This window comes from Halorubrum distributum JCM 10118 (assembly GCF_000337335.1).
In the GTDB taxonomy this organism is placed as follows: domain Archaea; phylum Halobacteriota; class Halobacteria; order Halobacteriales; family Haloferacaceae; genus Halorubrum; species Halorubrum distributum.
In genome coordinates this window covers 1-20,470 of sequence record NZ_AOJN01000019.1, presented here as the reverse complement: position 1 = coordinate 20,470, position 20,470 = coordinate 1, and the positions used below count along the sequence as shown (strand labels likewise).

At 70.3% G+C, this 20,470-nt stretch carries 27 protein-coding genes and 1 tRNA gene; 14 read left to right on the top strand and 14 right to left on the bottom strand.

Annotated features, from left to right (window positions below; translation table 11 throughout):
* Window positions 1-35: 35 nt before the first annotated feature.
* Window positions 36-329: a stress response translation initiation inhibitor YciH gene (yciH, locus tag C466_RS03320; RefSeq protein WP_004596695.1), complete on the top strand. Its 294-nt coding sequence runs from the start codon at window positions 36-38 to the stop codon at window positions 327-329.
* 86 nt (window positions 330-415) lie between these two features.
* Here the strand turns inward: yciH and C466_RS03315 are convergent, their stop codons facing one another.
* Window positions 416-1,249 (bottom strand): geranylgeranylglycerol-phosphate geranylgeranyltransferase, encoded by an 834-nt coding sequence (locus C466_RS03315; protein WP_004596697.1) that lies wholly within the window; start codon window positions 1,247-1,249, stop codon window positions 416-418.
* Window positions 1,250-1,498: 249 nt separating this feature from the next.
* On the opposite strand from C466_RS03315, the gene C466_RS03310 reads away from it, so the two are divergent.
* The 3 genes from C466_RS03310 to C466_RS16740 all read left to right on the top strand — a co-directional run bounded on the left by C466_RS03310 (window position 1,499) and on the right by C466_RS16740 (window position 3,481).
* Window positions 1,499-2,542 (top strand): disk-shape morphogenesis protein volactin, encoded by a 1,044-nt coding sequence (locus C466_RS03310; protein WP_049908361.1) that lies wholly within the window; start codon window positions 1,499-1,501, stop codon window positions 2,540-2,542.
* A gap of 99 nt (window positions 2,543-2,641) precedes the next feature.
* On the top strand, window positions 2,642-3,250 hold the full coding sequence (locus C466_RS03305) for a helix-turn-helix domain-containing protein (protein ID WP_004596701.1): 609 nt from the start codon (window positions 2,642-2,644) through the stop codon (window positions 3,248-3,250).
* Window positions 3,251-3,316: 66 nt separating this feature from the next.
* Entirely contained in the window at window positions 3,317-3,481 is a 165-nt protein-coding gene (locus C466_RS16740) for a hypothetical protein (RefSeq protein ID WP_159358823.1), read from the top strand.
* Window positions 3,482-3,513: 32 nt separating this feature from the next.
* Here the strand turns inward: C466_RS16740 and C466_RS03300 are convergent, their stop codons facing one another.
* The 3 genes from C466_RS03300 to fer form a co-directional block, all read right to left on the bottom strand.
* Entirely contained in the window at window positions 3,514-4,749 is a 1,236-nt protein-coding gene (locus tag C466_RS03300; protein ID WP_004596704.1) for a TIGR04347 family pseudo-SAM/SPASM protein, read from the bottom strand.
* The gene (locus C466_RS03295; protein ID WP_004596707.1) at window positions 4,746-5,138 is read right to left on the bottom strand and encodes an Htur_1727 family rSAM-partnered candidate RiPP; all 393 of its coding nucleotides are present in this window, start codon (window positions 5,136-5,138) and stop codon (window positions 4,746-4,748) included. Before C466_RS03295 ends, C466_RS03300 begins: the two co-directional genes overlap by 4 nt.
* Window positions 5,139-5,356: 218 nt before the next feature.
* Window positions 5,357-5,746 (bottom strand): ferredoxin Fer, encoded by a 390-nt coding sequence (gene fer, locus C466_RS03290; RefSeq protein ID WP_004596710.1) that lies wholly within the window; start codon window positions 5,744-5,746, stop codon window positions 5,357-5,359.
* A gap of 242 nt (window positions 5,747-5,988) precedes the next feature.
* On the opposite strand from fer, the gene C466_RS03285 reads away from it, so the two are divergent.
* Window positions 5,989-6,858, top strand: a complete 870-nt coding sequence (locus C466_RS03285) for a CheF family chemotaxis protein (RefSeq protein ID WP_004596711.1) — start codon at window positions 5,989-5,991, stop codon at window positions 6,856-6,858.
* A 108-nt stretch (window positions 6,859-6,966) separates the two neighbouring features.
* Window positions 6,967-7,884 (top strand): hypothetical protein, encoded by a 918-nt coding sequence (locus tag C466_RS03280; RefSeq protein WP_004596712.1) that lies wholly within the window; start codon window positions 6,967-6,969, stop codon window positions 7,882-7,884.
* Between the two features lie 132 nt (window positions 7,885-8,016).
* Here C466_RS03280 and C466_RS03275 read toward each other — a convergent pair whose 3' ends face one another.
* From C466_RS03275 to C466_RS03260, 4 genes are all read right to left on the bottom strand, one after another.
* Window positions 8,017-8,838, bottom strand: coding sequence for a fumarylacetoacetate hydrolase family protein (locus C466_RS03275; RefSeq protein ID WP_004596713.1), 822 nt, complete (start codon window positions 8,836-8,838; stop codon window positions 8,017-8,019).
* 21 nt (window positions 8,839-8,859) lie between these two features.
* Window positions 8,860-9,207 carry a cupin domain-containing protein gene (locus tag C466_RS03270; RefSeq protein ID WP_004596715.1) on the bottom strand — a complete coding sequence of 116 codons (348 nt, stop codon included), beginning with the start codon at window positions 9,205-9,207 and terminating at the stop codon, window positions 8,860-8,862.
* The gene (locus C466_RS03265) at window positions 9,204-9,992 is read right to left on the bottom strand and encodes an SDR family oxidoreductase (protein ID WP_004596717.1); all 789 of its coding nucleotides are present in this window, start codon (window positions 9,990-9,992) and stop codon (window positions 9,204-9,206) included. The genes C466_RS03270 and C466_RS03265 overlap by 4 nt, the downstream gene beginning before the upstream one ends.
* An 89-nt stretch (window positions 9,993-10,081) precedes the next feature.
* A complete protein-coding gene (locus tag C466_RS03260; protein ID WP_004596719.1) occupies window positions 10,082-11,401 on the bottom strand; it encodes a nickel pincer cofactor-dependent isomerase, group 22 in 1,320 nt (439 codons plus the stop codon).
* 234 nt (window positions 11,402-11,635) lie between these two features.
* Between C466_RS03260 and C466_RS03255 the strand changes: the two genes are divergently transcribed.
* Window positions 11,636-12,796: an acyl-CoA dehydrogenase family protein gene (locus C466_RS03255; protein ID WP_004596720.1), complete on the top strand. Its 1,161-nt coding sequence runs from the start codon at window positions 11,636-11,638 to the stop codon at window positions 12,794-12,796.
* A 30-nt stretch (window positions 12,797-12,826) separates the two neighbouring features.
* Here C466_RS03255 and C466_RS03250 read toward each other — a convergent pair whose 3' ends face one another.
* Window positions 12,827-13,651, bottom strand: a complete 825-nt coding sequence (locus C466_RS03250) for a sulfite exporter TauE/SafE family protein (protein WP_004596722.1) — start codon at window positions 13,649-13,651, stop codon at window positions 12,827-12,829.
* Between the two features lie 104 nt (window positions 13,652-13,755).
* Here C466_RS03250 and C466_RS03245 point away from each other — a divergent pair, with 104 nt between their 5' ends.
* The 3 genes from C466_RS03245 to C466_RS03235 all read left to right on the top strand — a co-directional run bounded on the left by C466_RS03245 (window position 13,756) and on the right by C466_RS03235 (window position 14,894).
* Window positions 13,756-14,151, top strand: a complete 396-nt coding sequence (locus tag C466_RS03245; protein ID WP_004596724.1) for a CopG family ribbon-helix-helix protein — start codon at window positions 13,756-13,758, stop codon at window positions 14,149-14,151.
* 160 nt (window positions 14,152-14,311) lie between these two features.
* On the top strand, window positions 14,312-14,548 hold the full coding sequence (locus tag C466_RS03240) for a hypothetical protein (protein WP_004596726.1): 237 nt from the start codon (window positions 14,312-14,314) through the stop codon (window positions 14,546-14,548).
* Complete coding sequence (locus tag C466_RS03235) at window positions 14,541-14,894, top strand: type II toxin-antitoxin system PemK/MazF family toxin (RefSeq protein WP_004596728.1); 354 nt, start codon at window positions 14,541-14,543, stop codon at window positions 14,892-14,894. Before C466_RS03240 ends, C466_RS03235 begins: the two co-directional genes overlap by 8 nt.
* Window position 14,895: 1 nt before the next feature.
* Here the strand turns inward: C466_RS03235 and C466_RS03230 are convergent, their stop codons facing one another.
* The 5 genes from C466_RS03230 to C466_RS03210 form a co-directional block, all read right to left on the bottom strand.
* On the bottom strand, window positions 14,896-15,189 hold the full coding sequence (locus C466_RS03230) for a chorismate mutase (protein WP_004596730.1): 294 nt from the start codon (window positions 15,187-15,189) through the stop codon (window positions 14,896-14,898).
* Between the two features lie 61 nt (window positions 15,190-15,250).
* Window positions 15,251-16,243 (bottom strand): shikimate kinase, encoded by a 993-nt coding sequence (locus C466_RS03225; RefSeq protein ID WP_004596732.1) that lies wholly within the window; start codon window positions 16,241-16,243, stop codon window positions 15,251-15,253.
* Window positions 16,244-16,336: 93 nt separating this feature from the next.
* Complete coding sequence (locus C466_RS03220; RefSeq protein ID WP_004596734.1) at window positions 16,337-16,969, bottom strand: hypothetical protein; 633 nt, start codon at window positions 16,967-16,969, stop codon at window positions 16,337-16,339.
* Window positions 16,966-17,427 carry a hypothetical protein gene (locus C466_RS03215; protein WP_004599565.1) on the bottom strand — a complete coding sequence of 154 codons (462 nt, stop codon included), beginning with the start codon at window positions 17,425-17,427 and terminating at the stop codon, window positions 16,966-16,968. Before C466_RS03215 ends, C466_RS03220 begins: the two co-directional genes overlap by 4 nt.
* Entirely contained in the window at window positions 17,424-18,779 is a 1,356-nt protein-coding gene (locus C466_RS03210; RefSeq protein ID WP_004596738.1) for a hypothetical protein, read from the bottom strand. Before C466_RS03210 ends, C466_RS03215 begins: the two co-directional genes overlap by 4 nt.
* Window positions 18,780-18,937: 158 nt before the next feature.
* On the opposite strand from C466_RS03210, the gene C466_RS03205 reads away from it, so the two are divergent.
* The 4 genes from C466_RS03205 to C466_RS03190 all read left to right on the top strand — a co-directional run bounded on the left by C466_RS03205 (window position 18,938) and on the right by C466_RS03190 (window position 20,243).
* Window positions 18,938-19,396 carry a DUF5796 family protein gene (locus C466_RS03205; protein ID WP_007345187.1) on the top strand — a complete coding sequence of 153 codons (459 nt, stop codon included), beginning with the start codon at window positions 18,938-18,940 and terminating at the stop codon, window positions 19,394-19,396.
* A 19-nt stretch (window positions 19,397-19,415) separates the two neighbouring features.
* The gene (locus tag C466_RS03200; protein WP_004596742.1) at window positions 19,416-19,655 is read left to right on the top strand and encodes a DUF7508 domain-containing protein; all 240 of its coding nucleotides are present in this window, start codon (window positions 19,416-19,418) and stop codon (window positions 19,653-19,655) included.
* An 85-nt stretch (window positions 19,656-19,740) separates the two neighbouring features.
* Window positions 19,741-20,112, top strand: a complete 372-nt coding sequence (locus C466_RS03195) for a ferredoxin (RefSeq protein ID WP_004596745.1) — start codon at window positions 19,741-19,743, stop codon at window positions 20,110-20,112.
* 46 nt (window positions 20,113-20,158) lie between these two features.
* Window positions 20,159-20,243: transfer RNA gene (locus C466_RS03190), tRNA-Leu, on the top strand.
* Window positions 20,244-20,470: the final 227 nt, after the last annotated feature.

Below are 20,470 nucleotides of genomic sequence, written 5' to 3'. Positions count from 1 at the left end.
TATTTAATACGGGCATCGTGTAGATTCGGGCTGTAATGTCGGAAGTCTGCTCGACGTGCGGACTGCCCCAGGAACTCTGCGTCTGCGAGGACGTCGCGAAGGAGTCCCAGCAGATCAGCATCCGCATCGACGAGCGCAGGTACGGTAAGGAGGTAACGGTCATCGAAGGATTCGACCCGAAGGACGTGGACCTGAGCTCCCTCTCGTCGGATCTCAAGTCGAAGTTCGCCTGCGGGGGCACCGTCGAGGACGGCGCCATCGAGCTCCAGGGGAACCACTCGGGTCGCGTGGAGGACTTCCTCCGCGACAAGGGTTTCAACGTCGCGTGACCGTCACCTGACCGTCCGCCGTCGAGCGTCGGTTCTCCGCGCAGTTTTTCACCGGTTTCCGTCGCCGAGCGACGGCCCCGTCCGTCTCACGCGACCACGGCGGCTCGCCCGACGACGAACGCGGCCGCCGCGAGGAAGGTGCCGTATTTAAACCGTCGCTGCGCGGCGGCGGGGTCTGAGAAGCTCTCGTAGGTCGCGTACAGCATGACCGCGTCGGCGACCGCGACGACCGCGAGGTAGGCCGCGCCGAGCGTCCCGGAGCGGTACGGCAGCGGGCTGACGGCGACGGCGACGACGAGCGCGGCGGCGCCGATCCGCAGCGCCGTGCGCTCGCCGACCGCGATGGGGAGCGTCGCGAGCCCCTCCTCGCGGTCGCCGGCCACGTCCTCGACGTCTTTGATCACCTCGCGCGTGAACGTCGAGAGCCCGGCGAGCGCGGCGAGGACGAGGACCGCACGCGGATTCCCCGCGGCGGCGCCGCCGAACAGGAACGTCGAGCCGACGAGGTAGGCGACGAGGGCGTTGCCGAGGCCGGGCGTCCCCTTAAAAATGCTCGTGTAGGTGACCAGGGCGACGAGGTTCACCGCGGCGATGGCGATCGCGAGCGGCGGGAGGGCGACCGCGGCCGCGACGGCGACGGCGAACCAGACGGTCGCGGTCGCGAGCGCGCCCCGGGGCGAGACGGCGCCCCGCGGGATCGGCCGGTCGGGGCGGTTGACCGCGTCGATCTCGCGGTCGAAGTAGTCGTTGATCGCGTTGCCCGCGGCGACCGCGAAGGCGGTGGTCACGGCCGCGAGCGCGGTCGGGAGGGCGGCGCCGCTCGCGCCCGCGACGAACGCGCCGGTGGCCGTGAGGGCCCCGGCCGCGACGCAGTTGCCGAGGCGCGCGAGCTCGACGATACCGCGGAGCGTGTCTCGCACGTCGTCCGCGTACTCCCGCCCGCGAGGAATAAACGGTGCGGGATCGGTCGGGGGCCGCGGTAGGCGACGGGGCGTCAGTCGTCTCGTCGTCGCGGGGGCGTCTCGTCGTCGCGGGGGCGTCTCGTCGTCGCGGGGGCGTCTCGTCGTCGCGAGGGCGTCGCCCCCTCCCGAAGGTGTTCGCCCGGCCTCGGACGGTTGTCGGTCGGTCTGCCACGAACGTTTATCAGGTCCGAAATGAAACACACGGACATGGCCAAAGGCTTAGACGTCGGCACGATGAACATCCTCTCCGGACGGCAGGAGGGCGCGGAGACGGTGTTCGTACAGCAGCGCAACTCGTTCGTCGAGATCGAGTACAGCGACATGGCCGAGCAGATGCTCTCGCGCAGCGAGGTCCTCCACATCCGGAAGGACGACAAGGTGTACGTCGTCGGCGACGACGCCCTCAACTTCGCGAACATCTTCAACAAGGAGACCCGCCGGCCGATGCAACACGGCATCCTCTCCAGCGAGGAGGCGTCGGCCATCCCGATGATCAAACTGATCACCGAGCAGGTCGTCGGCGAGCCCTCGAAGCCGAACGAGCGGCTGTTCTACTCCAGCCCCGCGGACCCCATCGACTCGCCGCTCACGACGCTGTACCACGAGAAGACGCTGGAGTCGATGCTCGGCGACATGGGGTACGACCCCGAGCCGATCAACGAGGGGATGGCGGTCATCTACTCCGAGCTCGCCGACAACAACTTCACCGGCCTCGGGATCTCCTTCGGCGCGGGGATGACCAACGTCTGTCTCGCCTACTACGCGGTCCCCGTCATGAAGTTCTCCATCGCCCGCGGGGGCGACTGGGTCGACGAGCAGACCGCGCAGGCGACGGGCACCCCCGTCGACAAGGTGACGAGCATCAAGGAGGACGACTTCGAGCTCGACTTCCGCACGGACGTGGGCGGCGTCGAGGGCGCGCTCGCCATCTACTACGAGAACCTGCTCGACTACGTCATCGAGAACATCTCCCGCGAGGTCGACGAGGAGGACGTCGAGGAGGGGCTGGACGTGCCCGTCGTCGTCACCGGCGGTACCTCCAGCCCGAACGGCTTCGAGGACCTGTTCGCCGACCACCTCGCGGACGCGAACATCCCGTTCTCGATCAGCGGCGTACGCTCGGCCGACGAGCCGATGTACAGCGTCGCCAGCGGCGCCCTCGTCGCCGCCCGCTCCGAGGAGGGCGAGGACGACTCGGGCGCCGCCGAGGAGCCCGCGGCCGAGGAGGCCGCCCCCGAGTCAGAGGACTGAGGCGCGGGCGAGCGGCCGCCGACTTTTTCCGACCGACCGCCGCGCCGGATCCCGGGAATCCGCCGAAAAGTAAAACCGACGCCGTCCGTAGCGGCTGACATGTCTGACGCCGCCGGCGCCGACGGCGACCGTCGCCTGCGGGTCGACCTCGACGTCGATCCGACCGGCGACCGCGCTTGTCCGATCGTCTCCGAGGCCGACGAGGCCGCCGCGGTCGCGGTCAACGCGGTCGGCGACGAGTGCGTCGTCGACGTGACGACGCCGGAGGGCGAGGTGCGCCGCGGGACCGGCGAGGTCGACGCGGACTGCCTCTGTCACGCGTTCGGGCGGCTCGGCTACGTCCCGCACTTCCGGCGCGTCGAGGACGGGACGATCCTCGTCACCGCGTACGTCGACGACCGGGGCGCGGTCCGCCGCCTCGTCGAGGAGCTCCGCGAGGTCGTCGACCGGGTGCGGCTCGTCCGGCTCGCGGTCGTCGAGGGGCCGGACGCGACCGAGCAGGTCACGTTCGACCTCTCCGCGCTGACGCCGAAGCAGCGCCGCGGGCTCGAGCTCGCGGTCGTCCGCGGCTACTTCGACGACGACCGCGACGTGCGCCTGAGCGAACTGGCCGACGAGCTCGGGATCAGCAAGTCCGCGCTCTCCCAGCGGCTCCGCACCGCGCAGGCGAAGCTGGTGACGGACGTCTTCGACGGCGCCGAGCGGTGAGACCCTCTTGAAGCGATGGACCGGTAAAGCGGGACGCCGAGGGGGCGCGGTCGCCTCGGTCCGCCCATGAGCGACGACGACCCGCCGGCCGTCGAGCCGGTCCGAGACGACGCCACCGTCGAGCTCGTGCGCGACGCGATCGGCGTCGCTCGCGGCGAGGTGCCCGCGAAGCGCTTCTCGGCGAAGTACGGCACGGAAAGGGAGTCAGGGACCGCCGGCGACGAGGAGTAGGGGCCAGCGACGGCCGCGCGGCCCGGTGCGGCTCAGTCGTCGGCGGGCGCGGACCGGTCGGCGCCGTCGATCCGCGCGAGCGCCTCCTCGCCGGCGCGCTCCGACTCGGTGAGGTAGCACTTCGGGTCGGGCGCGAACGGGTCGCCGTGCGCCGAGAGCGCGCGGAGCCGCGAGCCGCCCCGGCAGATCGACTGGTACGCGCAGTCGGCGCAGCGACCGGAGAGCCGCTCCTCCCGCTCGCGCAGCCCGGCGAGGAGCGGGTTCGACTCGTCGGACCAGATCGCGCCGAACGAGCGGTCGCGGACGTTACCCGGCGAGTACCCCTGCCAGAACTGCGTGAGGTGGACGTTGCCGACGGGGTCGACGTCGGCGACGCGCTCCCCGGTCGGGTCGCCGCCGTTGCGCCGGAGATACTGATAAATGAGCCGGGCGCGGTCGGTCCCCATCTCGCGGTCAGCGTACTCGACGAGGTGGCCGGCGTCGGCGTAGTTCCCGACGAGCAGCGTCTCAATCTCCTCGCCGGCCTCGTGGTACTCGCGGGTGAGGTCACAGAGGTCCGTGACCGCTTTCCGAGTCGCCTCGGGCGAGAGGTCGACGTTCGAGATGTCGGCGCCCCGGCCGCCGTAGTCGAGGTGGTAGAAGCAGAAGCGGTCGACGCCGACGTCGACGAGCAGGTCGACGACGCCCGCGAGGTCGTCGACGTTGTGCTCGGTGATCGTGTACCGGAGCCCGGTCTTGAGCCCCACGTCGAGGCAGGCCTCGATGCCGCGCACGGCGGCGTCGAACGCGCCCTCCTCGCCGCGGATACGGTCGTTGCGCTCGGGGAGCCCGTCGACCGAGACGCCGGCGTACTTCAGCCCCGCCTCCTTCAGTTCGCGGGCGCGCTCGCGGGTGAGGAGCGTGCCGTTCGTCGAGAGCACCGGCCGGATCCCGCTGTCGTCTGCGTAGTCGATCAGCTCGGGGAGGTCCTCGCGGACGAGGGGTTCGCCGCCGGAGAACAACAGGACCGGAACGCCGAACTCGGCGAGGTCGTCGATGAGCGCCTTCCCCTCGGCGGTCGACAGCTCGTTCGGGGCGCCCTCGGTGTCCGCGCCCGCGTAGCAGTGCTCGCAGTAGAGGTTACACCGCTTCGTGGTGTTCCAGACGACGACCGGTCGCCGCTGTTTCTCCTCGGTGATCTGCGGCTCCTTCGAGCCGTCGGCCGCGTCGTAGCGGAGCCCGTCGCTCTCGGCGTCGAGCCCGCACAGCAGCTTGCTGACGGAGATCATCGCGACCCCTCCGAGGACGGCTCCCCGGCGTCGCCCCCGTCGTCGACCGGCGCGCTGCCGCACGCGACCGTCGGCGTCCCCTCGGTCTCCTCGTAGACGCGCGGCTCGTCGGGGTCGTCGGACGACTCGTCGCCCCCCGCCTCGTCGCTCGCGAGCGACTCCTCGGAGTAGCGGGACACCTCCGCGGCCGGACACACCCACACGTCGCGGGCGTACCACGCGAAGAGCTTGCTCGCCTCCTCGTGGGCGGCGTCCGGCGTCGGCGCGGCGACGGTGCCGACGTGGCGGAGCGGGTCCGACTCCTCTTCGCGGACGAACACCTCGAACCGGCGACCGTCGGCCGACCGGGGCCCGTTCGCGTCCTCGCCTCGGTCCGTCTTCTCGACCATACTCCCGATACGGACGGTCCCCCGAACGGGGTTTCGCGCGTTCTCACGGCCGCGAAATTCGGCCGAACAGGTTCGGGCGATGGGGGCAGCTCGGTCGCCGCTCGGGAGGGGCGCGCGACGAACGGCGGAGCCGCCGCTACCGAAGCGGGGAGAGATGCGAGGACCGCAGGCGGCGCGATCCCGCGTGAGAACGGCCAGTCACCGCAGGAGAGTGCCGATCAGATGACGCGGTTCTGCAGGTAGTCGAGGTGTTTCGCGTTGTAGACGATCTTGACCTCGTCGGTGGCCGGGCTGCCGATACAGGTGAGGCGGACGTTCTTCTCCTCGACCTCCTCGTCGGAGAGGATCTGCTGCATGTCCATCTCGATGTCGCCCTCCTTCACGATGGACGCGCAGTTCGCGCACGCACCGGCGCGGCACGAGAAGGGCCAGTCGTAGCCCTGCGCCTCGGCCGATTCGAGGATGTATTCGCCCTGGTTCACTTCGAGGGTGCCGTAGTCCTCGGCGTCGAGGTCGGCGTCGGCGGCCTCCTCGAAGAGGTTGTCGTCGTCCATCGACCAGCCGTGGTCGTCGAGCACTTCGTAGTTGAGGTATTCTACTGTGGGCATCACCTGTCGGTTTGATGCCCACCTCATTAGGCTTTGCTGTTCCCCACCCGACCGCCTCGCGAGCGGTCGCCGTGAACCGAACACATTCGGCTCCTTTCGGCGGCCGCGGCGCGCTTCGAAACGCGCACCGACGGCGCCGTTCGCCGCGGAGGCCCGTCCGCGGCCGTTCGCGTGACAGACAGTTATCACGATTGATACGGCGTGAGTAACAATAAATAGCGTACGGCGCTCAGGAACTATCGATGGAGGAGTCCGTCGTCGCCGACTTCGTCGGCCGCGTCCACGCGGCGAGTTTCGGAACCGACGAGCCGGTGACTGGCCGCGTCCTGCTGAGCCAGCGGCGGCTGGTCCTCGCGACGGACGACGGAAAGGAGACGGTCCCGCTCTCGCGGGTGTTCGACGTCGTCGTCGGGAGCGTGCCGGGCGACCTGCGCTCGTTTTTCAACGACAGCGTCACCGTCGCGTACGAGCAAGACGGGTCGCGCCGCGCCGCGCTCGTGGAGGGCGAGCCCGAGGACATGGACAAGTTCGTCAGGCTGCTGTTCAAGGCCCTGCTGCGGAACGTCACCGTCACGGTTCGGCACCCGGCGAAGGTCGGCGGGCGCGTCACGGACGCGAGCGACCACCGCGCCTCGGTGTCGGTGTCGCCGGGCGAGATTCGGTTCGAGAACTGCCCGGATCCGTTCACCGTCGACCTCTCCGCGGTGATCGACTACGAGCGCACCGACCGCACCGTGGGCGGGAAGAAGCGGCCGGCGCTCGTCTTCCGGCACGTCGCCGACGGCCAGACGGTCACGTCGATCGCGACCGTCCCGAACGAGCGCGCGCTCAACGTCCTCGGCCGGTACATCAAGATCGAGTACGACGAGGCCATGGAGGACCTCGAGACGTTCGACCCGACCGAAGAGCAGCTGGAGATCCTCGTCTCCATCTACTCCGCGGGCGGCGAGGCGAACATCGCCGACGTGGTCACCGGCGACGTCGCCCAGACGTCGATGATCCTCGACACGCTCCGGGAGGCCGGCCTCGTCGCCGACGGCGAGAGCGGGGCCGCGCTCACCCGCAAGGGACAGATGATCGTGAGCTCCTACCTCGAATCGGTGAACGCCTGACGACCCGACGCGGCACGATTGCGGGTCGGACCCGGGCGCGTTCGGGGCCGAACGTGACGCGTCGGCCCGGGGGGAAGTTTCAAGCTCCTGTAACCGTAGGTATCTCTCATGCGAGACAGCGACCACCGCGGCGGCGAGACGCCGCTCGACGCCGTGGTCCGCGAACGGGGAATCGGCGCGCCCGACGGGGCGGGGGAGGGCGATTCGCCCGGCGGCGAGACGCCCCCAAGCGACGCCGTCGAGTCGGGACCGCGGGTCGCCCGCGTCCCGGAGGGCCACGACCACGACACGTTCTCCGTCGAGGGGATCGACACCGACCGCCGTGAGGGACTGTTGGAGGCGGTACTGCGCGACGTCGACGGCGTCAGCGACGCCTCGGCGACGCGACGCAACGGGACGGTGGGCGTCCACCACGACCCGTCGCTGTCGCGCGACGCGCTGCGCGAGACGCTCGAATCGTGCGGGCTCGTCGTCGCGCCCGGCGACGAGGCGTTCGAGGCGCGGCGCGCGTCGCAGTTCGCGTCGGCCCGCGTCGCGGTCGCGGTCCTCTTCGGCCTGATGGTCGCGACGCCGTACGTCGCGGTGTTGTACCCGACTCGCGTCGAGTGGCTGTTCTACGACCCCGTGACGGTCCAGTACCTCCAGTCGATCCTCGACTCGTCGATGACGACGCACTTCTTCGTGAACCTCGGCGCGCTCTCCGGGATCGCGTTCCTCGTCGCCTGCGGGCCGACGATCCGCCGCGCGGTCGCCGCCGTGCGCGACGGCCGGTTCACCAACGAGGCCGCGTTCGTCGGGGGCGTCGTCGCGCTGTACGGATACAGCACCCTCACCGCGTTCACGGGACTGGAGGGCGCGGTCCACTACGACCTGGTCGCGTACGCGGTCGTCGTCGCCACGCTCTGGACGGAGTTCGGCGTCACCGACACCGCGACCGATCCCGCGTCGAGCGACGAGCCCGCGACGGAGGCGCCCGGCGACGTCGACGCCGACGAACCGGTCGCGATGACCGACGGCGGGCGCTGAGGCGATCGCGGCCCCACTCGGAACCCGCACGCGTTTCGATCGACGACGCGTTCTCGCTCGCTCAGTATCGTCCCGCTGCGCGTCGCCGCGAGCCGCCCGCGACCCCGCGGTTGGCGTCGCTCCGTCGGGCGCCTACCGCGTCACCGGCGCGCTGACGGACCCGATCGACTCGACGACCGCCCGCACCTTGTCACCGGGGTGGATGGGCGCCGCGCCGGGCGTCCCGGTGCTGAACAGGTCGCCCGGCTCCAGCGTCATCACGTCGGAGTGGAAGGAGACGATCTCCGCCGGCGGGAACAGCATGTTCCGGATCTCGTTTTCGGCCCGCACGTCCCCGTTGACCTCGGTCCGGACCGAGAGCTCGTCGAGGGCGACCGGCTCTTCCGGCACCGCGAGGGCGGCGCCGGGGATGAGGAACGTGTCGTAGCTCTTCGCCCGCGTGAGGAAGCGCGGGTTCCGCTGGAGCACGTCCTCTGCGGTCATGTCGATCACGGGGAGGAAGCCCGCGATCACGTCGTCGACGTCGCCTTCATCGACGTTCCGACAGGTTCGACCCATCACGACCGCCAGCTCGGCCTCGGCGGTCACCCGCTCGCTCTGCGACTCCGGCGGCAGCCGGATCGGTCCGCCGGGGCCCGTCAGGACCGACCGCGGCTTCATGAAGCTCGCCGGCTCGTCCGGGCGCTGCTCGTCGAGGTCGCCGGCGTGCTCCTCGTAGTTCAGGCCGATCCCCCACAGCTTCCCGAACGACTCCAGGGGCGCGCCGAACGACACGTCCGCCGCCGGGACCGGGTCGGCGGGCGCGTCGGCCGCGTCTCCGAGGTCGCCCGCGGCCGCCCGGGGGAGCGCGTCGCCGACCGTCTCCAGGTCCGGTTCGACGGCGCCGAGGGGGACGTACCCCTCCTCGTCGCCCAACAGCGGCTCCCCGGTCGCCGTGCGTGCGAGGTACTTCATCACGAGGTGGCCCCGTTCATCTCACTCCTCCCGGTCCGTCCAGAAGTCGAACGAGCGTCCGGGCGCGAACACGTCGAGGCCGACCGCGCGCTCGTCGCCGGTGTTCTCGACCCTGTGGGGCTCGTTCGACTCCAGGAGCACGGAGTCGTTCTTCTCCAGCGTGACCTCGTCGTCCTCGGAGACGACGGTCAGCTCGCCCTCCAAGCAGAGGCACACCTGCTCGTTCTCGTGGTCGTGCATCGGGGAGCTGTGCCCCGGCGGCTTCTCGAACCACTCGAAGGAGAACCGGTCGCTGCCCGCCATCGACACGCGCCGCCAGCCCTCGTCGGGCTCGTACGTCTCCGCCTCGTCGAACGCGACCGGCTTCATAGGTTCGCTCCGGTCGATCCCCCGTCGATGGGGAGGGCGGTGCCGTTGACATACCCCGACTTCGGCGACGAGAGGAACGCGACCGTGTTACCGAGCTCCATCGGGTCGCCGATGCGTTCGAGCGGGTTCCCCGCCCAGTCGTCGAGCCCCTCCTCGTAGGAGTCGTAGTCGCCGCGCTCGACGGCGGCCTCGACGAGGTCCCGGATCCGGCTCGTCTCGTGGGAACCGGGCAGGACGGCGTTCGCGCGGACCTCCGGCGCGAACTCCTTCGAGAGCGTCTTCTCCAGCCCGATGACGCTCATCCGGACGGCGTTCGACAGCACGAGGCTGTCGATGGCCTCCTTCACGCTGCGGGAGGTGATGTTGACGATGGTGCCGCCGTCGCCCTCCTTGAGGTGGGGATACGACTCCCGCGCCAGCCGGACGACGCTCATCACGAGCAGGTCGTAGGCGTGCTGCCAGTCCTCGTCGTCGGTGTCGAGGAACGAGCCGGAAGGAGGGCCGCCGGCGCTCGTCACGAGGTGGTCGACAGTGCCGAACTCGTCGACGGTCGCCTCCACGAGCGCGGCGACCTCGGCGGCGTCCGTCAGGTCGGCCGGCTGTGCGACGACCTCGCCGGTCGCGACCGCCTCGATCTCCTCTTTCGCGGCCGCCAGTCGCTCCTCGTCACGGCCGTTGATGACGACGTCGACGCCCTCCCGCGCCAGCGCCTTCGCCGATGCCTTGCCGAGCCCGCTGGACGATGCGGTGACGAGCGCCGCGTTCCCGTCGATCTGTAGGTCCATGTCTCTCCTATCCCGCGTACGCCGTGAAAACATTTTCTTGCAGGCAAGCGGCGGAGCGACCGACACGCTCGACGCGGCCGTACTGGGCGTCAGGCGCCCGATGCGTCGCCGCCCGCCGCCTCGAACCGCGCCGTCCCGTCCTCGAACGCGACCGTCTCGCGGCCGACCACGTCAGCCCCCTCCGGGAGGTCGTCGACCACGGCGTCGGAGACGCGGTACTCGCCGAGGTCCTGCGTGTTTCGGATCCAGACGATCCGGGCGGTCTCGGGGTCGTACGCCCCCAACGCAGCCGCCGCGGTCCGGAGCCCGAACTCGTCGTCGGGCGCCACGACGGGGAGCTTCGACTTCGCGAGCGACCCGCTCGTGAGCGCGTTCGCGTACGACTTCTTCAGGTCCAGTTGGTCGACGGCCGACCGCCGGGTGAGGTCCGCGAGCCCGATCCCGTTGCCGTTCCCCTTCGTCGCCTCGGTGAGCCCGCGGACGTAGATGAGGTCGATGTCGGGCGTCTCCGGGTCGGGCGCGTTGAGGACGCGGTAGCGCCCGATGACGTTCGTGTCCATCCCCGCCCCTGATATCTCCTTCCCGATCTCGTCGACGACCAGGAGGTCCACGTCGTCGACGGGGAGCGTCGGCATCTCGTCGTTCGCGCGCTCCAACAGCTCCGGTTCCCGGGCGAGGAACGACCCCGCCGGGACGGCCTCCAGGTGACCGATCTCCTCCTCGAAGTTCTCGACGAGCGCGATTCCCCCGACGAGGGGAGTCTCCTCCTCGATCACGTCGAGCGCGGCCGTCAGCGTCTCGACGTACCCCTCGGCGAGCGCCGTCGAGTGGAACGACTTCGCCCCGCGCTGCTTACCGAGCCCGACGACCGTCATCTTCGTCAGCCCGCTCTCGATCTCCCCCGTGAAGTTGGTGTGAGCCTTCACCCGGTTCACCACGACGACGGCGTCGGCCGCGAGCGCCGCCTCGGAGAAGTACACCGGCAGGTCGGCGTCGCCGACGCCCGCCGTCGCCAGCCGCTCGGCTCCCATCCGCGCGTCGATGGGCGCGCCGACGCGCTCCTCGGTGACTCCGAGCGCCGCCAGCACCTCTCGTTGCCCCTCCGGAGTCGCGCCGCCGTGGCTCCCCATCGCCGGCACCACCACGGGCTCGAAGCCGCGCTCGGCGATCCGCTCGACGACCGCCGCCGCGACCTCGTCGATCCGGTCGATCCCGCGGCTGCCGACCCCGACGGCCACGGTGGCGCCCGAGTCGAGGCCGTCGAGTGCGAGTTCGTCCAGCTCTTCGCGCGCCGTCTCCGCGACCCCGTCAAGGCGCTCGGCCCGCGGCTCGTACCGGACCCGCGCGAACTCCGGCAGGGGCTGCGGATCGATGAGCCCGTCGACCTCGGAACGGTCGGGAAACTCCATGGGGAACCCCTCGTAACCGCGATACAAAACTACGGGTGGGAGACCCGCAGATCGGGCCGGCTCCACGTCCGCGTGCGGCCACTCGTGCCACGCGGACGCGTGACCGGTGCCGAACCGTTCCCGATAGGCCTCTCGCCGGGGTCGCCCGTCTCTCCCTGACCACCGCTGCCCGCGGCTCCGGTCGGGTGGCGGACACAACTATGGTTATTTATTCTTGGGTTCGATAGCGATAGTATGCTGGATTACTTCGACATGGAGTCGACCCTGTCCGAGGAGGAGCGCCTGCTCGTCGACTCCGCGCGCTCGTTCGTCGACGGGGAGGTCCCGGACATGGGCGACCACTGGATCGAGGGGACGTTCCCCACGGACCTCATCCCGAAAATGGGTGAGATGGGCTTTTACGCGCCGAACCTCGACGGGTACGGCTTACCCGATGTCAGCGAGACTGCGTACGGCCTGCTGATGCGCGAGCTGGAGGCGTGCGACTCCGGACTCCGCTCGATGGCGAGCGTTCAGGGGGCCCTCGTGATGTACCCGATCCACGCGTTCGGCAGCGACGGGCAGAAAGAGGAGTGGCTCCCGCGGCTCGGCACCGGCGATGCGGTCGGCTGTTTCGGGCTCACGGAGCCGGAACACGGGTCGAACCCCTCCGCGATGGAGACGATGGCCGAGCCCGACGGCGACGAGTACGTCCTGAACGGCTCGAAGACGTGGATCACGAACTCCCCGATCGCGGACGTCGCGGTCGTGTGGGCGAAGGACCACGGCGAGGAGGGGACGCCCGCCCGCGGGTTCCTCGTCGAGACCGACCGCGACGGCGTCACGACGAACAAGATCGACGAGAAGCTCAGCCTCCGGGCGTCGATCACGGGCGAGATCAGCCTCCAGAACGTCCGCGTGCCCGCCGAGAACCGCCTCCCCGGCGTCGAGGGGATGAAGGGACCGCTGTCGTGTCTGACACAGGCCCGCTACGGCATCGCGTGGGGCGCCGTCGGCGCCGCGCAGGACTGCTTCGAGACCGCCCGGGAGTACGCCACGGACCGCGAGCAGTTCGGCAAGCCGATCGGCGGCTTCCAGATGCAACAGGAGAAGCTCGCGGAGATGGCGACGCAGATCACGCTCGCGCAGCTGCTCGCTCACCGGCTCGCGGACCTCAAAGAGGCGGGCGAAATGCGGCCGCAGCACGTCTCGATGGCCAAGCGCAACAACGTCCGCACCGCCCGCGACCAGTCGCGGATCGCCCGAGAGATGCTCGGCGGCAACGGGATCACGGCCGACTACTCGCCGATGCGTCACATGGCGAACATGGAGACGGTGTACACCTACGAGGGCACCCACGACATCCACACCCTGATCCTCGGCGAGGATATTACCGGGCTACAGGCGTACCAATAGCGCCGTGAACCCCGAGTGGGCGTCGACGGCTCAGAACACGCCGGCGATGAACCCGACGCCCATGACGATGAGAACCGCCGCGGAGAACGCGGGCAGGTACGGCGTGTACCGCTCGACGCGCTCGCGGGAGCGGTGATAGCCCGCGATCAGGAGCATCGTGAGTCCGACGATGCCCGCGATCACCGTGAGCGCGTAGGCGCTCATCAGTTCGAGACAGTAGTTCGACCCGGCACACAGCGCGATGATCTCGAACTCCTCCTCGTGGGCGAACCCGAGGACGAACGCGAACCACGCGATGCCGAGGAGCCCCCGGTCGGCGCTCTCGTCGAAGCCGTCGTGCGAGTGCGAGTGACCGCCGACGAACGGGAGCACGCCTTTTATCCGGGCGAGTCGTCCGCCGCCGTCGCCCGCTCCGTCGTGTGAATGGTCGTGTTCGTGCTGGTCGTCGCCCTCGTGCGGGTGCCCGTGGTCGTGGCCGTGATCGTTCGCCTCACCGGGAGCGCCGTGCGAGTGGCCGTGGAAGTACTCGCGGACGCCGAGCCCGATAAGGAGGACGCCGGCGACGAGGCTGACCGGGCCGCCGATCTGAACGCCGCCGAGCACCGTGACCGGCTCGTTGACCCGCGTGAGATCGAAGTAGCTCTTCGCGTAGAAGAACGCCGCCACCATCGCGAGGCTGCTGACGAGGTGGCCGAGCCCGATGATGGTGCTCGCCGCGAACCCGTACAGCCACTTGTTGGTCTGATCGAGCGCGTACGAGGCCGCGACCGGCCAGCCGTGTCCCGGTTCGACGCCGTGGACCGCGCCGAGGAGGATGGCGCCCGCGAGCGGGCCGAACAGTTCGCTTGAGAGCATCGGTGTGCGAGCGTCGGGAACGGGGCCGCTTAGCGGTTGTTAGTACCGAGCCGGGGAAAACGTAATACGGAGCCTCTTGTGTCACCGGGTTCGAGGACGGGCTAATGAGAACGAGTTTCAACATCCCCGACGAGCTGGTCGCGGAGTTCGACCGCGTGTGGCGAGACGAGGGGATCGAGAATCGATCGCGGGCGGTGCGGGAGGCGATGCGGGAGTTCGTCGAGTCGCACTCGCGGCTCGAAGACACCACCGGCGAGGTCGTCGCGCTCGTCGGCTTCGACTACCGCCACCACGAGGTGATCCGAGAGCTCCACGGCACCCAACACGAGTACCAAGACGTGATCCTCAACACGAGCCACACCCATCAGGGCGAGTGGTGTCTCGAATCCCTGTTCTGCCGCGGGGACGCCGAGCGCGTTCGCGAACTGACGTACCGCCTCCGCGACTTCGACGCCGTGCGCCGGGTGAAGACGATGCTGATCCGCGACGGGGACGGGTAGGTCGGAGCGGCCGCGTCGATCTGGGGAGACGCTAGCGGTTCTCCCGCTGTTCGACCTTGTTCAGATGGCTGAAATCGATAAGATATTCTGTAACTTCGACGAGAATTCAGTGGGTAATAGTGGGCAATACATATTAGCAGCGGGTCCGTACCGTTCCTCGATGAAAGTCGACGCGACGGACCTCAAAACGAACGAGACGGACGACCGGGGTCGAGTGTATCTCGGCACCGAGTACGCGAACAAGCGCGTGACCGTCGCCGTCGTCGAGGTCGAGTCCGACCGGCCGGACGACGACGAGCTGGCGGCCGCCTATCGGGAGGCCTCCGAGAGCGCGGAGGCGCTCGCCGAGGAATGGAGCGGAACGTCCGACGAAGCGTGGGAACGCCTCGATGAGTGACGGCACGGACGTGCGACGGGGCGACGTGGTAATCGTTCGGCTCGACCCCGCCGAACGACACGAGATGAAGAAGACGCGGCCGGCAGTAGTCGTTCAAAACGATATCGGAAACCGAAACTCCAGTACGACCATCGTCGCGCCCGTCACGGGAACCTACCGCGAGTATCCGTTCGAGGTGTTCGTCGAGGCGGACGGGTCACCGCTCGAAAACGACTCGTCAATTCGGCTCGACCAGATCCGAACCGTTTCGGCCCCGAAACGGATTCACTCGGTCGTCGGTTCGCTCGACGGACCCACGATGGCCGAGGTCGACGAGGCGTTAAAACTGAGTCTCGACCTCGATTGAGCTACCGGCTCTCGCGCTGTTCTACCTTGTTCAACTCGATCAGCAGCCGGAAGATCGCCTTCACGAGGTTCGCGTCCACGTCGAAGCGCTCAGCGTTCTCCCCGGCGCGCTCCATCACGCGCTCCTCCTGTCCCTCGTCGGTGGTCGGCAGGTCGCGCTCTTCTTTCACCGCCGCGACCGTGTCGGCGACGTACGTTCGGCGGGCTATCAGTTCGACTATCTCGCGGTCGATGTCTTCGATCTCGTGTCGCAGTTCGTCGAGGCTCCGGTCCTCCGCGTTGGGTGTGTCGCTCATTGGTGGGTAGTGGGTCGGTGGGTGGTGTGGCAGGGGTGGGCCGTGGTGTACTCGCTGGCGCTCACTCGACGGCCGCGCCGTCGTTCCTGGTCGTCGTTCGTCGCAGCGTTCCGGGGCGGTCGCCCCACGCGTCGGCGACCGCGTCGAGGTCGGTCTCGGGGTCGGCCGGGTCCGCGACGGCGACGACGCTCGGGCCGGTGCCCGACAGCGACACGGCGGTCGCGTGGGGCATCGCCTCCACGGCGGGGTCGGCGTCGAAGCCGAGCGCGGCCGAGAACGCCAGCCCGTTCACGGTCATCGCCTCGCCGTACCGGCCGTCGAGCGCCAGGTCGGCGACGAGGTCGGCCATCGGCGCCACGGCTTCACAGCGCGCCACGTCGGCGTCGGCGCTGTACGCGCGCTCCGGCGGCGTCCAGACGAGCACGTCCCAGTCGACCGCCTCGCGGACGCGCAGTTCGTCCGCGTCGTTGTCGGTGACGGTGACGCCGCCGAGCATCGACGCGGTCGCGTCGTCGAACGCGCCCGTGACGGTGACGCCGGCCTCCCGGGCCGCTCGCACGCCGAGCCGGCAGGCCTCCAGGCGGGTGACGTCGACCGCGGGGTCGTCCGGGTCGTCGTCGACCGCGTCGTCGCTTGCGCGGCCGCCGTCGCCGACCGCGTCGTCACTTGCGCGGCCGCCGTCACCGACCGCGTCGTCACTTGCGCGGCCGCCGTCGCCGACCGCGAGGCCGAGCGCGTCGCAGGTCGCGAGGACGGTCGCGTTGGCGGCCGCGCTGGAGCTCTTGAGGCCGGCCGCCAGCGGCACGTCGCTGTCGGTCCGGACGCGGCCGCCCTCGCCGTCGCCCCAGCGCTCGGTCGCGAGCGCGACGCAGCGCTCGATCAGGTCGGTGTCGGCGTCGGCGTCCTCGGCTATCTCTCCGTCGACGCCGTTCGCCGCGGGGTCGAGTTCGACCGTCGCGCGCGTCTCGACGTCGATGCCGAAGGCGGCGCCCGTACCGGTCGCGAGCGCGTTCAACACCGTCCCGGCGCCGAGCGCCGCCGCCCGTCCCTCCATGGGTTCACGGCTCGCGAGCGCGGACAAAGAGGTAGCGATCACGGCGAGTCTCTCCCGGGCGGACCGGACCGCGATCGGGGCCCACCCACCGCCTCAGATCGGCTCGGCGCGCCTGACCGCGGCGTCGACCGCGTACCGGTCCGGGTCGGGCCGGACGTTGGTCCGATCGTCCGGGAACGTGATCTCGACCGTGAACCGCCGGGGCCGCGAGCCGTCGAACCGGTCGTCGCCGGTGAATCGCTCGGTGTCGTACTCGAACCCGACCGCCTCGCGCTCGTCGGTCCCCGCCGGCGTCGCGTACGCGTCGACGCGGAACTCGACGACGCCGTACTCGAACCGTCCCGCGTTCTCGACGGTCAGGCGCGCCCGGACAGTCGTCCGTCCCCCGCCCTCGTTCACTCCCAGGACCGTCGCGTCGGTGACGACGAGCCCCGATCCATCGGGACCGACCTCGTCGGGCGTGGATTCGTCTGCGTCGTCGCTTCCCGAGTCTCCCTCCGATCCACCGTCCTCGCTTGAACCGCCTCCGCCCCCGTCTGAACCGTCGCCGCTCGCTCCGTCGTCCGTCTGTCGAGTGTCGGAGCCCTCTTCCTCCGAGGTCACGAGACAGCCGGCCAGCAGTCCGGTGGCGCCGAGCGCGATGACTCCCCGCCGCGACGCGCGTCGGATCGGTCGGCCGGAACGATGGGTGTCGGGTCGGTTCGATCCGTCTCGGTCGGAGCTCATCGCATCACCGTCCCGAGGACGCCGGTCGACGCGCCGACGGCGCCGGCGACGAACGCGGTCGCGAGCGTGGGCAGGGCGGCGTCCGCGAGCCCGTGTGCCTGCGCGGCGGCGTCGCCCTGCGAGACGACGATCACCGTGACCGCGATCAGCCCGTACGCCAGCGTGCCGAGGCCCGTCCCGAGCCCGCAGGTCGTCGCCGCGGCGACGACGCTGCGGGCGCGCGACCCGACGAGGACGCCGAGGACTCCGGCCAGCGGGACGGCGGCGACGAGCACCGTCGCGGTCACCGCGAGGTACGACTGCGCGACGAACACCGGGCCGAACCGCGCCGTCTCGCCCGTCGCGGCGGTCGCCAGCGCCGCCTCCGCCCAGCCCGTCGCGGCCGCGGCGACGATGCCGACGCCGGCGCCGACGAGGGCGAACGCCGCGGCCACGAGGCCGATCTGGTTCGCGTTCACGCGCCGGTCACCCACCCGTGCCGTAATCGGCCGTGCCAGCCGGTCCGCTCCTCCCACGCGTCGCCGGAGAAGCCGGTCGCGAGCAGGAACTCGCCCGCCCGGACGACGTAGCCGTACTGGACGCCGGCGTGCTCGTCGAAGCCGTACCGTTCGCCCTCCGCCTCGCGGTGGTAGAACCGGTGCCAGGCGGTGGGGCCGTCCGCCGATTCGCCGTCCGTTTCGGAAGCGTTCCCTCCGGCGGACGCGTTCCCGCTGAAGTCGGAGCCGGCGAGGGTGGCCTCGGGGTCGATCGGCGCGCGCCCCTCGGTCGCCCCCTCGTCGAGGGCCGTCGAGAGCCGCGCCTCTGCGGTCTCGGCGTCCGGGTAGCGCTGGACGTGGACCGGGACTCCGTCGAGCTCGCGGGCCCACCCCTCGAACGCGTCCCGGCGGCGGTTCCCCAGGGGAGGGCGGTCCGCAAACGCGACGAACAGCTCCTCCGTGCGGTCTTCCGACTTCGGGATCGGGCCGAGCCGAGCGCGCAGTTCACGCCGCCGCTCGGAGCCGAACGCGTCGCCGTAGATCCGCGGGATCCGGTCGCGGTCGACCCCGTCGCGGTCGTACGGGCGGTGCGCGAACGTCGAGAAGTCGCGGCTCGCGACGGCGAGTTCGACGAGCGTGCCTCCGGTGACGCGACCGCGTTCGGGGTCGTCCGGCGGCAGCGGCGCCAACAGCCGGCGGAACAGTCGATTGTGTATCGGGTTTCGAGAGAACGCCTCCTCGACGTAGGTGGCCGTGCCGATGCTCGCGAGACCGGTGCGCATCCGGTCGAGTTCCTCGAGGGCGCGGTCGACGTCGCCGCGGGGCGCGAACTCCCGCAGAACCTCGACGTGTCGGTCGACCCGGGCGCGGATCCGGAGGCCGGGCGAGAAGTGCGGTTCGAGGGCCTCGGCCGCGCGGTCGGCGGCGGTCTCGCCCGCGGCCGCGACCGCGTCGACCTGTTCGGACGTGATTTCCGCCTCCGCGTCGACGGTCGCGCGGACCGACCGGACGGTCGAGGCCGCGTCGGCGACCGCGTCGCGGTAGGTCGCGACCGCGTCCGGGTACTCGGTCGCGAACCACACCGCGTCGTCGACGACCGCGCGGGTCGCGTCCGCGAGCGCGGCGTTCGCGGCCGACGGGTCGCCGTCGGTCTGCTCTGGCGGGTCGTCGGGAGGGCCGTCCTCGGGCGGGTCGCCGTCGGGGTCGTCCCCGTCGCCCGGCGCGTCGGCGCCGGCGGGGGCGTCGGGATACTCGACGCCCTCGACGCCGAGACACCCGGCGGTCCCGACGATGGCGGCGCCGACGCCCAGAAGCGTCCGTCGCGTCCGTTCCATGACACGCACTCCCCGCGGCAGGAACTTAAATGTGGTACGCCGATTCTCGCGGCTGAGGGCGCCCCGTCGCGCGGCGGTCGAGTCCGGCAGCCGCCCGGTGCGCTCCGGCGCGAGGGCCGAGCGCGTCCCTTTTGAGGCCGGCACTCCGAGCGTCGCGTATGTCCGCGCCATCACGCAGCGACGTGCCGCCGACATCGATCGGCGTCGACCTCCGGGAGGAGGGCGTCGTCGTCGAGTACCTCGACGGCCGGACGACCCTCTACCGGGGCGTCCCCGAGTCCGCCGAGGGAACGGTGACCGCCGGCCCCGGCAAAGAGACCCACGTCCTCGTCACCGACCCCACCGAGACGGAGGGCGTGATGACGTACGTGAACGACTACAAGACAGACGACGAGATCCTCGAGGAGTCCGGCGTCGGCCGCGTCATCGTCGAGGACGGCGAGCGCGACGAGGTGTTCCCCGGCGTGATCGTCGGCCGCGAGGGGCAGCGCAACGAGGTCGTCGCCGACCCCGAGGTCGCCGGCGGCCGCGTGTTCGTCTTCGTGGAGGACGGCTGGACCGAGGGGAGCTACGAGATCGTCGAGGGGCCCGAGGACGGCCTCGACGCGCATCGGTGACCGCGCCGGAGTCACGGAAATGAGCCTGGCGAAACCCTGGCGCGATCTCGACCGTTCGACCGTCGGGGGCGCCCCGGACCGCTACGCGCTCTACGAGCTCGGCGACGCGGACGGGGACACGGTCGGCTTCGGCACGGGCGTCCTCCGCGACGAACTGAAGGAGGCGCTCGCGTACGGCGACGCCGCGAAGGTGCGCTGGGAACTGGCCGACTCGCCCGACCACGCCGAGCGGCTGCTCGCGGACCACGTCGAGGAGTGACGGGTTCGCCCGTTTCGGCCCCACCCCTCCCGAGCGCGCGGGAACGACCGACAGACGAAAGGCCCGCGACCGCCGAGGGGGCGACATGAGCGACGAGGCCGACGGCGACGAGGCCGCGACAGACGGCGGCGACGAGGTGCTCCGCGCCAGCGACATCGGCGGCGAGGGGCCGCCGATCGAGGAGAAGCCCTACAAGATCGTCTTCGAGGCGAACAAGTGCTTCGGGGCGGGGAAGTGCGCCGAGGTCGCGGACAACTGGGTGATGGACGTCGTGAGCGGGATGGCGAAGCCTGAGGCGTACTACATCGGCGAGGACGATCTGGAGGAGAACGTCCGCGCGGCCGAGGCCTGTCCCGCGAAGAAGGAGGCCGGCGTGATCCACGTCGTCGACCGCCGGACGGACGAGGAGATCGCGCCGGACCCGCACGGCGACGGGACGCTTTCCGTCGACTGGTAGGGATTTCCGAAAGGGGTTTCACCCCGCCGCCGGTAGCCGAATCCGCGCGGGGGTGGCTGAGCCTGGCCAAAAGCGGCGGACTTAAGATCCGCTCCTGTAGAGGTTCGAGGGTTCGAATCCCTTCCCCCGCATGCTGTCGCGAACAATACGTGAGCGACAGCACTGAGAACAGAAGGGATTCGAACCTCAGTCGCTCCCGTTCGCTCGCTCCGCTCGCTCACCTCCCGCTCCCTGGTTCGAATCCCTTCCCCCGCATTGCTGCTGCGAGCAGTCCGCGAGTGACGACGATTGTTTATAAATAGACCGCGGTGCGGTCGGCGCGTGCCTCCGAGTGGCCGCCGAAGGCGGCCGCGAGGAG

Excerpts from the sequence above, each read along its gene's own strand:
- C466_RS03205 (WP_007345187.1), top strand. The coding sequence starts at position 18,938 with ATGTCCGCGCCATCACGCAGCGACGTGCCGCCGACATCGATCGGCGTC.
- C466_RS03240 (WP_004596726.1), top strand. The coding sequence starts at position 14,312 with ATGAAAGTCGACGCGACGGACCTCAAAACGAACGAGACGGACGACCGG.
- C466_RS03265 (WP_004596717.1), bottom strand. The coding sequence starts at position 9,992 with ATGGACCTACAGATCGACGGGAACGCGGCGCTCGTCACCGCATCGTCC.
- fer (WP_004596710.1), bottom strand. The coding sequence starts at position 5,746 with ATGCCCACAGTAGAATACCTCAACTACGAAGTGCTCGACGACCACGGC.
- C466_RS16740 (WP_159358823.1), top strand. The coding sequence starts at position 3,317 with ATGAGCGACGACGACCCGCCGGCCGTCGAGCCGGTCCGAGACGACGCC.
- C466_RS03295 (WP_004596707.1), bottom strand. The coding sequence starts at position 5,138 with ATGGTCGAGAAGACGGACCGAGGCGAGGACGCGAACGGGCCCCGGTCG.
- C466_RS03260 (WP_004596719.1), bottom strand. The coding sequence starts at position 11,401 with ATGGAGTTTCCCGACCGTTCCGAGGTCGACGGGCTCATCGATCCGCAG.
- C466_RS03195 (WP_004596745.1), top strand. The coding sequence starts at position 19,741 with ATGAGCGACGAGGCCGACGGCGACGAGGCCGCGACAGACGGCGGCGAC.
- C466_RS03255 (WP_004596720.1), top strand. The coding sequence starts at position 11,636 with ATGCTGGATTACTTCGACATGGAGTCGACCCTGTCCGAGGAGGAGCGC.
- C466_RS03280 (WP_004596712.1), top strand. The coding sequence starts at position 6,967 with ATGCGAGACAGCGACCACCGCGGCGGCGAGACGCCGCTCGACGCCGTG.
- C466_RS03275 (WP_004596713.1), bottom strand. The coding sequence starts at position 8,838 with ATGAAGTACCTCGCACGCACGGCGACCGGGGAGCCGCTGTTGGGCGAC.
- C466_RS03270 (WP_004596715.1), bottom strand. The coding sequence starts at position 9,207 with ATGAAGCCGGTCGCGTTCGACGAGGCGGAGACGTACGAGCCCGACGAG.
- C466_RS03210 (WP_004596738.1), bottom strand. The coding sequence starts at position 18,779 with ATGGAACGGACGCGACGGACGCTTCTGGGCGTCGGCGCCGCCATCGTC.
- C466_RS03220 (WP_004596734.1), bottom strand. The coding sequence starts at position 16,969 with ATGAGCTCCGACCGAGACGGATCGAACCGACCCGACACCCATCGTTCC.
- C466_RS03225 (WP_004596732.1), bottom strand. The coding sequence starts at position 16,243 with ATGGAGGGACGGGCGGCGGCGCTCGGCGCCGGGACGGTGTTGAACGCG.
- C466_RS03235 (WP_004596728.1), top strand. The coding sequence starts at position 14,541 with ATGAGTGACGGCACGGACGTGCGACGGGGCGACGTGGTAATCGTTCGG.
- C466_RS03300 (WP_004596704.1), bottom strand. The coding sequence starts at position 4,749 with ATGATCTCCGTCAGCAAGCTGCTGTGCGGGCTCGACGCCGAGAGCGAC.
- C466_RS03245 (WP_004596724.1), top strand. The coding sequence starts at position 13,756 with ATGAGAACGAGTTTCAACATCCCCGACGAGCTGGTCGCGGAGTTCGAC.
- C466_RS03200 (WP_004596742.1), top strand. The coding sequence starts at position 19,416 with ATGAGCCTGGCGAAACCCTGGCGCGATCTCGACCGTTCGACCGTCGGG.
- C466_RS03305 (WP_004596701.1), top strand. The coding sequence starts at position 2,642 with ATGTCTGACGCCGCCGGCGCCGACGGCGACCGTCGCCTGCGGGTCGAC.
- yciH (WP_004596695.1), top strand. The coding sequence starts at position 36 with ATGTCGGAAGTCTGCTCGACGTGCGGACTGCCCCAGGAACTCTGCGTC.
- C466_RS03250 (WP_004596722.1), bottom strand. The coding sequence starts at position 13,651 with ATGCTCTCAAGCGAACTGTTCGGCCCGCTCGCGGGCGCCATCCTCCTC.
- C466_RS03310 (WP_049908361.1), top strand. The coding sequence starts at position 1,499 with ATGGCCAAAGGCTTAGACGTCGGCACGATGAACATCCTCTCCGGACGG.
- C466_RS03285 (WP_004596711.1), top strand. The coding sequence starts at position 5,989 with ATGGAGGAGTCCGTCGTCGCCGACTTCGTCGGCCGCGTCCACGCGGCG.
- C466_RS03230 (WP_004596730.1), bottom strand. The coding sequence starts at position 15,189 with ATGAGCGACACACCCAACGCGGAGGACCGGAGCCTCGACGAACTGCGA.